The organism is Plantactinospora sp. CA-290183 (assembly GCF_050936375.1).
Classification (GTDB): Bacteria; Actinomycetota; Actinomycetes; order Mycobacteriales; family Micromonosporaceae; genus Plantactinospora.
In genome coordinates, this window is sequence record NZ_JBNJMX010000014.1 from 84,451 (window position 1) to 93,116 (window position 8,666).

Genomic DNA, 8,666 nt, shown 5'->3' on the forward strand with positions numbered 1-8,666 from the left:
GCACAGCGGAAGTTACGGGGGAGGGCTGATGAACGTGGGGACGGCAGCAACCCGGGCCACCGGGAGGAACGACGAGGGGACCGTGGGGAACGTGGAGAAGAAGATCGTGATGCGGACCGACGAGGTCGCCGAGGAGCGTGACCTGGTCGGCGTGTACCTGCACGAGATCTCCCGCACACCGCTGCTCGACGCCGCCGCGGAGGTCGACCTCTCCAAGGCCATCGAGGCGGGCCTCTACGCTGAGCACCTGCTCGGCCAGGAGCAGATTCCCGAGGGCGTGACCCAGGCCGAGCTGGAGCGGCTGGTGGTCGAGGGCGAGCGGGCCAAGGACCTCTTCATCCGCGCCAACCTCCGGCTGGTCGTCTCGATCGCGCGCCGGTACGTCCGGTCCGGCATGCCGATGCTCGACCTGATCCAGGAGGGCAACACCGGTCTGGTCCGGGCGGTCGAGAAGTTCGACTACGAGCGGGGCTACAAGTTCTCCACGTACGCCACCTGGTGGATCCGGCAGGCCATCAGCCGGGCGATCGCCCAGCAGGAGCGGACCGTACGGCTGCCGGTGCACCTGGTCGAGGATGTCAACCGGATGCGCAACGTGGCCCGCCAGCTCACCCGCGAGCTCGGCAGCGACCCGGAGCCGGAGCAGATCGCCGCGTCGCTGGGCGTGCCGGTGGAGCGGGTGCACGAGCTGGTCCGCTGGTCGCAGGACACCGTCTCGCTGGACACTCCGGTCGGCGACGACGGGGACACCAACCTCGGCGACCTGGTGGCGGACAGCGACGCGCCGTCGCCGGAGGACATCGTGCTGACCGCACTGGAGCGGCAGCGCATCGAGGGCCTGCTCAACCACCTGGACGACCGCTCGGCCGGCATCATGCGGGCCCGGTACGGCCTGGAGGACGGGCGCGAGCACTCGCTGACCGAGGTCGCGTCGCGGTTCTCGCTCTCCCGGGAGCGGATCCGTCAGTTGGAGATCCAGGCACTGGGTCGGCTGCGCGAGCTGGCCCGGGCCGAGGGCCTGCAGGCGGCCTAGCAACCCCCCAGCCCATCCAGACGGCGAGAGCGGCCGGCGTCCCAACCGACGCCGGCCGTTCCGCTGTCCGGACCCGGGCCGCCCGCACCGGGTGCCGGCGGAGCGGTCAGTTGTCGAACCTCGCCACCAGGTCGCCGAGCCTCGCCGTCGGCTGGGCGTCGCAGAGCTGGTCGACGGCCGACATCACCAGCGGGTTGTCGGCCCCGGAGACACCCTTGGCCAGACCGATCTGCCGGATCGCCGCGACCCGTTCCTCGGCGGGAGCCTGGCGGAACTCCGTACACGTCGAGTCGGCGGTGAGACCGCCCGCGTCGTCCAACTCGGCCAGGAGTGCCCGGCCGAGCAGGCAGCCGAGCACGGCGACCACCGCCGCCGTGCCGAGCGCGATCACCATCGCGGTCCGCCGGGGCCGGCGCGGACCCGGGCCGTAGGCGGTCGGCCCCGCCGCCGGCCCGTCCTCCGGTACGCCCGAGGGGGCGGCCGCCAGCCCTTCGACCGCCTGGGCCAGCTCGGCCGCGTACGCCGGATCCTCCCGGGCGGCGGTGGTCAGCAGCCGCCGCACCAGCGAGTTGTTCCGGGGCTCCCGGACCAGCTCGGCGAGCGCCTGGTGTTCGCCGAGGGCCCGCAGCCGGCCGGCGACCGCCTGGTAGAGCCGGCGTGCCGCCGGGTCCACCCCGCCGTCCGCGCCGTCGCCGCCGTCCACCCCGTCGCCGCCGTCCACCCCGTCGCCGCTGGCGGCCGCCGGTAGCCGGGGAACCAGCCGGGCGAGCGCCACGGCGGCGAGTTCGCCGGGCTCGGAGGCGGTTCGGCCGGGTTCCGGGGCGGTCATCTGTCGCAGGCTAGTCGCCCCCGGGATCGGCATCGCTTCCGCACCGGCGATTCACGAAATCCTCACAGCCTCGACATAGCGTCGCCGACATGATCGAACTCGGTGGCGGCGACCCGTCCGCACCGCTCGCGGAGGCGGTGGTCGACCTCGACGCGATCGCGCAGAACACCCGGCTGCTGGCCGGCCGTACCGGCGCGGCGCTGCTGGCGGTGGTCAAGGCCGACGCCTTCGGGCACGGCCTGTTGCCGGTGGCCCGGACGGTGCTGGCCGCCGGAGCCGGCTGGCTGGGGGTCACCTCGCGCGCGGAGGCCATGGCGCTGCGGGACGCGGGCGTCACGGCGCCGCTGCTGAGCTGGTTGCACGCGCCCGACGAGGACTTCGCGCCGGTCGTCGCGGCCGGGGTCGACCTCTCCGCCGCCTCCACCCCGCACCTGGCCGGGATCGCGGCCGGCGCGCGCCGCGCCCGGACCCGGGCGAACGTGCACCTCAAGGTGGACACCGGACTCGCCCGCAACGGTGCCGGCGACGGCGACTGGCCGGAGCTGGTCCGCCGGGCGCGCGCCTTCGAGACGGCCGGGCTGCTCCGGGTACGCGGGGTCTGGTCCCACCTCGCCACCGCGGAGGTGCCCGGCGACCGGGGCGTTGCCGAGCAGCTGCGGCGCCTCGAACGCGCCCTGGCACTGGCCCGGGCCGGTGGGCTCGCCCCCGACCTGGTGCACCTGGCGAACTCGGCGGCGCTGGTCGGCCTGCCCCGGACCCACTTCGACCTGGTGCGGGCCGGCATCGCCCTGTACGGGGTGGAGCCGCTGCCGGGCCAGGCCGCCGGGCTCCGGCCGGCGATGACGCTGTGCAGCCGGGTCATCCTGACCCGGCGGGTCCCGGCGGGCACCGGCGTCTCCTACGGCCACGACTACGTCACCCGGGCCGCCTCGACGCTGGCGCTGGTGCCGCTCGGCTTCGCCGACGGGGTGCCCCGGGCCGCCACCGGGCGGGGCCGGGTCTGGATCGCCGGCCGCCAGTGCCCGATCGCGGGCCGGGTGACCATGGACCAGATCGTCGTCGACGTCGGCGATCTGCCGGTCCGGACCGGCGACGAGGTGCTGCTCTTCGGCTCGGGAGATCGGGGGGAGCCGACGGTCGGCGACTGGGCCCGGTGGGCGGGGACGAACCCGCACGAGATCTTCACCGGCGTCGGGGCCCGGGTGCCCCGACGCTACCTGCCGGTGCGTACCGCCCGGCGCAGCGGACGGGAGCGGGTCAGTGCCTGAACCACGGCGGAGGATCGCGGTCATCGGCGGCGGCCGCAGCGGGGAGCACGACGTGTCGCGCCGGTCCGCCGAGAGTGTGCTGGCGCACCTCGACCCGGCCCGGTACGACCCGCTGCCGGTCCTGATCACCCGGGCCGGCGAGTGGATCTTCGACACGGACGCGCCGGTCGACGTCTTCGAGGCCGTACAGCGGCTCCGGGGGGTGGACGTGATCTTCCCGACCCTGCACGGCCCGTACGGCGAGGACGGCACCCTGCAGGCGGTGCTGGAGCTGACCGGGGTGCCGTACGTCGGCAACGGCGTGCTGGCCAGCGCGGCCGGGATGGACAAGGAGTTCACCAAGAAGCTCCTCGCCGCCGAGGGTCTGCCGGTCGCCGCCGCGGTGGTGCTGCGTCCGCGCGACGTGGTGACGCTCGGCCCGGACGGCGTGCCGGCCGACGCACAGTTGCGGGGGCTGGGCCTGCCGGTGTTCGTGAAGCCGGCCCGGGCCGGTTCCAGCCTGGGCGTGTCCCGGGTGGACCGCTGGGACGACCTGCCGGACGCCGTCCGGCTGGCCCGGCGCAGCGATCCGAAGGTGCTCGTCGAGGCGGCGGTGGCCGGGCGCGAGATCGACCTGGCGGTTCTGGAGCGGCCCGACGGCCGGCTCGACGTGGGGCCGCCGCTGGAGATCCGGGTCGCCGACGACCGGCCGTTCTTCGACTTCGACGCCAAGTACGCCGGCCGGGGCACCGTCTTCGACATCCCGGCCCGGCTGGGTGAGGCCGTCGTCGCCGAGCTGAGCGACCTGGCGGCGCGCGCCTTCCGGGCGTTGGGCTGTGGCGGCCTGGCCCGGATCGACTTCTTCCTGGCGGACGGGGTGACCCCGGTGGTCAACGAGATCAACACGTTCCCCGGGTTCACCGCCGTCTCGCAGTACCCCCGGATCTGGCAGGTCGCCGGCCTCGACTATCCCGAGTTGCTGGAGGTGCTGGTCCGGACGGCGCTCCGCCGCCACGCGGGCCGGGCCGCGGTCCCCATCGGCTGACGCCGCGCCGCGCCGTCGTCGCCACGACGGCGGACGACCTGTCGCCGCGGCGTGCCGGCGACAGGTCGTCGACGTCCGGTCAGCGGACCCGGCCGTAGCCGTACGGGGACATCATGTCCACGCTCGCGAGCTTGACGCTCTCCCCGGCCGTCGGGGCGTGGATCACCTTGCCGCTGCCCACATAGAGCGCGACGTGGCCGAGCCCGCTGTAGAAGACCAGGTCGCCGGGTTGGAGCGAGCCGCGGCCGATGTGCGCGACCGCGTCCCACTGCATCGCCGCGTTGTGCGGCAGTGACCTGCCGGCGGCCCGCCACGCCGCCAGGGTCAGCCCGGAGCAGTCGTAGCCGTTCGGGCCCTCGGCCGCCCAGACGTACGGCTTGCCGATCGCGTTGTACGCGTAGCGGACGGCCACCCCGGCCTTGCCGGAGACCGACGGGACGCTGCCGGTGTACCTGCTGCCGGCGCTGGTCGCCGAACCGTAGGCGGCCCGGCGCATGTCGTAGAGCTTCGCCAGCTCGCCCTCGATCTTCTTCTTGCTGGCGGCGAGCTGTTTGACCTGGGCGGTCTGCCGGGCCAGGGTCACGTCGAGCTGGGCCTTCTCGGCGGCGTACCGGCGCTGTGTGGCGTCGAAGCCCTCGATCTGCCGCTCGCGTTCCCGGGCCAGTTGGTTGAGGGCGCCGAGGCGACCGACCAGGGTGCTGACGTCGCCCGAGCCGAGCAGGGCGCTGGCACCGCTCAGCCCGCCGGTCTTGTAGGCCCGGCTGGCGATCTCCGCCGCCTCCGTCCGGCCCTGCGCCACCTGTTGTTCCAGTGGCCCGATCCGGGCACCGAGGGCGGTCGCCGTGGCCCGGCTGCTCTTGATCTCCTCGTTGAGCTTGTTGTACGACTCGACGACCTTTTCCAGCTGGGCGGAGGACTTGGTGATCTGCTGCGTGAGCTCGCCGGCCGACGGTTCGGCCCGGGCGCCCGACATCGGGGCGACGAGCGCGGCCGTCAGGACGGCCGGGACGAGGGCGCGAAGCAGGACTCGCACGGATGACAAGGCGGGCAAGAGGTCCCTTCTGTACCGACCCGTCGCGGTGCGGCCCGGCGTGGGAACGCCAGCCCGACGGACGAACCCCTGTCCGCGACGGCACCGGACCGGCATCACCCGGTGGGGATGACTGGTTGACCGGATCCCGGCCGGTTCACGGTAGCCCGGACGGCCGATCACCGACAGTGGCCAGTGGGCGATCTGCGGCACTGGCGAGCGATAGGCACAATGTCGAGATAGCTGGCTGTGCCGGGGTCGCGACGTTCAGTCAGATTTGTGGGTGGACGAGGGTGACCCGTGTCCAGAGCGGCTGTTCGCCCCTTTGGTCAGTCTTCGCTGATCGCAGCCCGATATTTGTCCGGGCAAATCCGTACGAGACGCCACAGAAAAGCTGCGAGGGCGCCAGCTGCCGCCTGGAAATCTGCCAGGTGGCTGTCTGCGCCCCTTCCGTTGGCTGGCGCGCCCTTCGCACAATGGGCACAGAGCCGAAAACCCTCCGCAGGTCGTGTCGCGGGTCGCAGAGCGCGACCGCCGACATCACCGACGGTCGTGAGCCAGCAAGGTCGAGCCACCCGACCCGACGACCGGCACCCCGGCGGCAACCGGGCCCGGTCCCGACCATCGATGCCAGCCCGCCTCACGAGCCGTTGGAGGCAAGGATGGAGCCCACCCGCCCCGTCGTCCGCCCGTCACCAGACTCGTTCGCTCTCTTCGACGTGCCGCCGACCCGGACTCCGCTGGAGCTCTACCGGCAGCCGGGCATCCACATCACCACCGAGGCGTTCACCGTCGCGGGTCGCCGGTTCTCCATCGCCGAGCTCACCCAGCTGCACACCGCCCGGGGGCCGCACGATCCGCTGACCATCCGGGCGGTGGCGGTCACCGCGGCGGTACTGGTCGGGATCGGGGTCGCGCTCGGCTACACCGGCGACCTGTACGCGTTCCCCGCCACCACGTACGTCGGGCTGGGGCTGACCGCGTTCGTGCCGATGGGGCTCGCGGCGGTCGGGCACCGCTGGCGTCCTCCGGCGTACGAGTTGTGGGGGCGTTACCAGGGCTCGATGGTGCTGCTGTTCAGCTCGGACCACGAGCGGCAGTTCGGCCAGGTGACCCGGGCGCTGATCCGGGCCCGGGAGACCGCCCGGCTGGGCGGGCTGGCCTATCCGGCGGCCTCCGAGACACCCTGGCGTCCGATGCGCTGACCCGGCCGGCCGCCCCGTCCGCCGGACCGGTGGGCGCGGCGGCGGCTCAGCCGAACTGGGCCGCGATCTCGGCGATCCGGCGCAGCGAGTCGGCCGGGCTGAGCGCGGCCTCGCGCAGCCCGTTGAAGGTCCGCAGGTGGGCGGTGACCGCCTCGGGGTGGTCGAGGACGTCCTCCAGTCCGGTGCTCTCCAGGTAGACCACGTCGGCGTCCTCCCCGCCGGCGAACCGGACGATCACGAACTGGCCGAGCGGGGTGTAGACGGCCGAGGTGAAGGGGAGCACCTGGACGGTGATCCGGCCGGACTCGGCGAGGTCGACCAGGTGTAGGAGCTGCTCCCGGATGACGGCGGGCCCGCCGGTCTGCCGGTGCAGCGCCGCCTCGTCCAGCACCACGGCGATGCTCGGTGGTTCGGCGCGGTCGAGCACCTCGCGCTGCCGGCGCAGCCGCAGCGCGACCGACGCCTGCGCCTCCGCCGGATCGTCCAGGGTCGGGATGACCGTCCGCAGCACCGCCCGGGCGTACGCCTCCGTCTGGAGCAGGCCGGGCATTCCCACCGACTGGTAGAAGTAGAGCTCGGAGGACTCCGCCTCCAACCCGATGTAGGAATAGTAGGCCGGTGGGACGGCGTCCCGATATTGCGACCACCAGGTCCGTTGCCGGGACACCCGGGCGAGCCAGCGCGGAGTTCGGCGACCTGTTCCGGGTCACTCACCTGGTAGTAATTGAGCAGGGCCTTGACGTCATTCGTGGAAATAGAAACGTAACCGGCCTCGATGCGGATGAGCTTGGAGAGGGACCAGTCCATTGCATTGGCGACCTGCTCCTGGGTGAGGCCGGACGCCTCCCGGGCCCGCCGGATCGCGGAGCGGAGTTTGCGGCGGCCCACCGTCGGGCCGTACGCCGTGGCCATCGGGAAACGCTCCCTTCAAACGGCGCCGAGGGGGCCGAGCGAGGGTCGAATTCGGTTGATTCTGGTCCCGTCAACACGCCACCTGGCGACCCGCTACCTACCGGATTGCCAGGCTTCTCGGTGCAGGCTACACGGACCCGCAGGGTTCCACCAGCCGGCAATGGCTCCGGCAACCGGCCGATCACCCGTGGTGCGCACTATCAGTGGTACATCATAATCCCGGTTTTTCGGGCTGTGCGGAATGCGGGGCGACAGGTAATGTCTGGGCGTTGTCGCGGCGGGTGCCGTGTCGGGAAATGCCTGTTGAGGAGGACGCATGTCGCAGACTGGCTCCGTCGGGATCACCTGGCGGAAGAGCACTCGATGCGAATCACAGCATTGTGTCGAGGTGGCTCCGGTCGGCGACGGCGTGGCCGTCCGTGACTCGATCGTTCCCGACCGTTTCATCGTCTTCCCGACTGCCGCCTGGCAGGCATTTGTCGGCACCCTGCGCGACGCATAGGGAACGGTGCTCACCGCTCATTCATTCACGGCGGACAGACCCGACGAATGGCTCACGCCGACGGTGAGCCAAACGCGCGGAGAGGCCACCCGGCCTCGCCCGCCAAGGGTGTCGCCTCAGCGGCCGACCGGCTCGCGCGCGGGTACGGGCCGCGGCTCGGCCCGTCGGACCTGACGGGTCACCCTGCGCTCGGCGTAGAACGACAGGAACGGCACCGTCCCGGCCAGCATCACCAGCACCATCCGGCCCAGCGGCCACCCCGCCCGGCGACCGAGGTCGAACGCGGCCAGCAGGAAGACCATGTAGAGGAATCCGTGCGCCGGGCCGACGGTCTCGACCACGACGGCGTCGTGCCAGACGTACTTCAGTGGCATGCCCACCACGACGAGCACGACCAGAATCACGCCCACCACGTTGGCGACCACGCGGTACCGGGTCAGGGCTCCGCCCACCACGTCCATCCTCTCCGCTGTCCGCTACCGCCGGCCGGGGCCGGGATAGTCGGCCGGTCGCGCGCCGGGATTGGCGTTCAACCAGGCCAGGTAATGGTTGTACTCGGCCAGCGCGGGGTCGTCCTCCGCACCGTCCGCCGCCAGCCTCGGCCGGGCCGTACGCACCGGGCGGCGGATCCCCGGCGAGGCGTTCCGCTCGGTCCGGGCGGCACCCCCGTCCGCCTCCGCCGGCGGTCCGCCCCGCAGCGTGTACCGGGCCTCGCGGATCCAGAGGAAGACGGTGAAGCCGGCGAAGATCGGCCACTCGACGGCGTACGCCCAGCTCAGGGCGTTGCCGGAGATGGCGCGGCTGATCTGCCACCAGCCCAGGGCGACGAACGTGCCGACCAGTACGACGGTGAGCACGTGGCG

Annotated in this window: 10 protein-coding genes and 1 pseudogene; 5 read left to right on the forward strand and 6 right to left on the reverse strand. The window is 72.7% G+C overall.

The features are described 5' to 3' along the window. Positions 1-28: 28 nt before the first annotated feature. Complete coding sequence (locus ACQEUR_RS19300; RefSeq protein ID WP_433032932.1) at positions 29-1,033, forward strand: sigma-70 family RNA polymerase sigma factor; 1,005 nt, start codon at positions 29-31, stop codon at positions 1,031-1,033. Between the two features lie 106 nt (positions 1,034-1,139). Here the strand turns inward: ACQEUR_RS19300 and ACQEUR_RS19305 are convergent, their stop codons facing one another. Next, the gene (locus tag ACQEUR_RS19305; protein WP_433032935.1) at positions 1,140-1,862 is read right to left on the reverse strand and encodes a hypothetical protein; all 723 of its coding nucleotides are present in this window, start codon (positions 1,860-1,862) and stop codon (positions 1,140-1,142) included. 89 nt (positions 1,863-1,951) lie between these two features. Here ACQEUR_RS19305 and alr point away from each other — a divergent pair, with 89 nt between their 5' ends. Both alr and ACQEUR_RS19315 read left to right on the forward strand, forming a co-directional pair. After that, the gene (gene alr, locus ACQEUR_RS19310) at positions 1,952-3,130 is read left to right on the forward strand and encodes an alanine racemase (RefSeq protein ID WP_433032937.1); all 1,179 of its coding nucleotides are present in this window, start codon (positions 1,952-1,954) and stop codon (positions 3,128-3,130) included. A gap of 13 nt (positions 3,131-3,143) precedes the next feature. Further along, positions 3,144-4,154 (forward strand): D-alanine--D-alanine ligase family protein, encoded by a 1,011-nt coding sequence (locus tag ACQEUR_RS19315; RefSeq protein ID WP_433032975.1) that lies wholly within the window; start codon positions 3,144-3,146, stop codon positions 4,152-4,154. A 79-nt stretch (positions 4,155-4,233) separates the two neighbouring features. On the opposite strand, the gene ACQEUR_RS19320 is transcribed toward ACQEUR_RS19315, so the two are convergent. Continuing rightward, complete coding sequence (locus ACQEUR_RS19320) at positions 4,234-5,196, reverse strand: NlpC/P60 family protein (protein WP_433032940.1); 963 nt, start codon at positions 5,194-5,196, stop codon at positions 4,234-4,236. 650 nt (positions 5,197-5,846) lie between these two features. Here ACQEUR_RS19320 and ACQEUR_RS19325 point away from each other — a divergent pair. Beyond that, on the forward strand, positions 5,847-6,389 hold the full coding sequence (locus ACQEUR_RS19325) for a DUF6232 family protein (protein WP_433032943.1): 543 nt from the start codon (positions 5,847-5,849) through the stop codon (positions 6,387-6,389). A 46-nt stretch (positions 6,390-6,435) separates the two neighbouring features. On the opposite strand, the gene ACQEUR_RS19330 is transcribed toward ACQEUR_RS19325, so the two are convergent. Both ACQEUR_RS19330 and ACQEUR_RS19335 read right to left on the reverse strand, forming a co-directional pair. Continuing rightward, positions 6,436-7,056 carry a DUF5753 domain-containing protein gene (locus tag ACQEUR_RS19330; protein WP_433032945.1) on the reverse strand — a complete coding sequence of 207 codons (621 nt, stop codon included), beginning with the start codon at positions 7,054-7,056 and terminating at the stop codon, positions 6,436-6,438. A gap of 29 nt (positions 7,057-7,085) precedes the next feature. Beyond that, positions 7,086-7,301, reverse strand: a pseudogene (locus ACQEUR_RS19335) (helix-turn-helix domain-containing protein); the annotation flags it as partial. Between the two features lie 316 nt (positions 7,302-7,617). Here ACQEUR_RS19335 and ACQEUR_RS19340 point away from each other — a divergent pair. Beyond that, positions 7,618-7,803: a DUF397 domain-containing protein gene (locus ACQEUR_RS19340; protein WP_433032948.1), complete on the forward strand. Its 186-nt coding sequence runs from the start codon at positions 7,618-7,620 to the stop codon at positions 7,801-7,803. Between the two features lie 116 nt (positions 7,804-7,919). Here the strand turns inward: ACQEUR_RS19340 and ACQEUR_RS19345 are convergent, their stop codons facing one another. Both ACQEUR_RS19345 and ACQEUR_RS19350 read right to left on the reverse strand, forming a co-directional pair. Next, positions 7,920-8,255 (reverse strand): DUF3817 domain-containing protein, encoded by a 336-nt coding sequence (locus ACQEUR_RS19345; RefSeq protein WP_433032951.1) that lies wholly within the window; start codon positions 8,253-8,255, stop codon positions 7,920-7,922. A 24-nt stretch (positions 8,256-8,279) separates the two neighbouring features. Then, positions 8,280-8,666, reverse strand: a 387-nt coding sequence (locus ACQEUR_RS19350; protein WP_433032954.1) for a hypothetical protein, incomplete at its 5' end; no start/stop codon positions are given.

What these genes read in the sequence shown, in the direction of transcription:
- ACQEUR_RS19305 (WP_433032935.1), bottom strand. Translation starts at nt 1,862, where the DNA reads ATGACCGCCCCGGAACCCGGCCGAACCGCCTCCGAGCCCGGCGAACTC.
- ACQEUR_RS19325 (WP_433032943.1), top strand. Translation starts at nt 5,847, where the DNA reads ATGGAGCCCACCCGCCCCGTCGTCCGCCCGTCACCAGACTCGTTCGCT.
- alr (WP_433032937.1), top strand. Translation starts at nt 1,952, where the DNA reads ATGATCGAACTCGGTGGCGGCGACCCGTCCGCACCGCTCGCGGAGGCG.
- ACQEUR_RS19300 (WP_433032932.1), top strand. Translation starts at nt 29, where the DNA reads ATGAACGTGGGGACGGCAGCAACCCGGGCCACCGGGAGGAACGACGAG.
- ACQEUR_RS19340 (WP_433032948.1), top strand. Translation starts at nt 7,618, where the DNA reads ATGTCGCAGACTGGCTCCGTCGGGATCACCTGGCGGAAGAGCACTCGA.